The organism is Variovorax sp. 20P10.2.4, from assembly GCF_058244205.1.
The window spans coordinates 1-1,324 of record NZ_JBZAYE010001120.1 but is presented as its reverse complement, the minus strand read 5'-3'; the positions used below and the strand labels follow the sequence as shown (position 1 = coordinate 1,324).

The window sequence follows — 1,324 nt, the reverse complement described above, 5'->3', positions numbered from 1 at the left end:
CGTCGCCTTCACCGCGGGCGGCACCACCGACATCCTCGCGCGCGCCGTCACGCAGCAGATGTCCGAGAAGCTCGGCCAGCCCTTCGTGATCGACAACAAGCCCGGCGGCGGCGGCAACATCGGCACCGAGTTCGTGGTGCGCGCGCCGGCCGACGGCTACACGCTGATCGTCAACTCGGTGGGCCCGATGGCCGTCAACCAGACGCTCTACAAGAACCTGCCCTACGACCCGCTGCGCGACCTGGTGCCCGTGGTGCAGATCGCCGACGTGCCCAACGTGCTGGTGGTGAACCCCGAGGTGCCCGCGAAGACGCTCGAGGAATTCATCGCCTATGCCAAGGCCAACCCGAACAAGCTCAACTACGGCTCGACCGGCATCGGCACCTCCTCGCACCTGTCGAGCTACATGCTCGGCAAGCGCATCGGCGCCGACACGCTGCACGTGCCCTACAAGGGCGCCAACGCGCTCACCGACCTGCTCGCGGGACGCATCCAGTTCATGTTCGCGACCATTCCCTCGGTGATCCCGCACATCCGCGCGGGCAAGCTGCGCGCCATCGCGGTCAGCAGCCTCAAGCGCTCGCGCTCGCTGCCCGACGTGCCGACCGTGGCCGAGAAGGGCTTCGGCGATTTCTCGGCCGGCTCCTGGTTCGGCTTCTTCGCGCCCAAGGGCACGCCCGCGCCAGTGATCGCGCTGCTCAACAAATCGGTCAACGACGCGCTGCCTTCGCTCGAAGCGCAGATGATCCGCGAGGGCGCCGACCCGGTGGGCGGCACGCCCGAGCAGTTCGGCAAGTTCACGCGGCAGGAGTACGAGAAATGGAAGACCATCGTTCGCGAGTCGGGCGCGACGGCCGAATGAGTGGGCCGTTGCGCATCCTCATGACCGAGGCCGCCGCGCTCCAGGCCGGCACCGGCCTGGCCGAGGCGCTGGCCGGCCGCGCGCACTTGGTGGTGACCGAAGGCGCCGATGCCGACGTGGCCTTCGTCTCGCGCGACGTCACCGGCCTGTCGACCAAGCATGAACTGCTGCCGCATACCCTGCGCTTCCACGATGCGCTGCGCCACGCGCCCTCGCTGCGCTGGGTGCATGCCCATTCCTCGGGCGCCGACCGGCCCGTGTACGGCGAGCTGCGCGCGCGCGGCGTCGAGGTCACGACCTCCTCGGGCGCCAACGCGGGCGTGGTGGTGCAGACCGCGCTGGCCGGCGTGCTGATGCTCGCGCGCCGCTTCCCGCAACTGCTCGAAGCGCAGCGCGAGAAGACCTGGGCGCCGCTCGTGGGCAGCGGGCTGCCGCGCGACCTCGCGGGCCAGACCGCGGTGA

Annotated in this window: 2 protein-coding genes; both read left to right on the top strand. The window is 70.1% G+C overall.

Annotated elements, in window-relative coordinates:
- Positions 1-862, top strand: an 862-nt coding sequence (locus tag AC27VN_RS41625) for a Bug family tripartite tricarboxylate transporter substrate binding protein (RefSeq protein ID WP_490880531.1), incomplete at its 5' end; no start/stop codon positions are given.
- An 8-nt stretch (positions 863-870) separates the two neighbouring features.
- Positions 871-1,324: Rossmann-fold NAD(P)-binding domain-containing protein (locus AC27VN_RS41620; RefSeq protein ID WP_490880530.1), on the top strand; the 454-nt coding region annotated here is incomplete at its 3' end.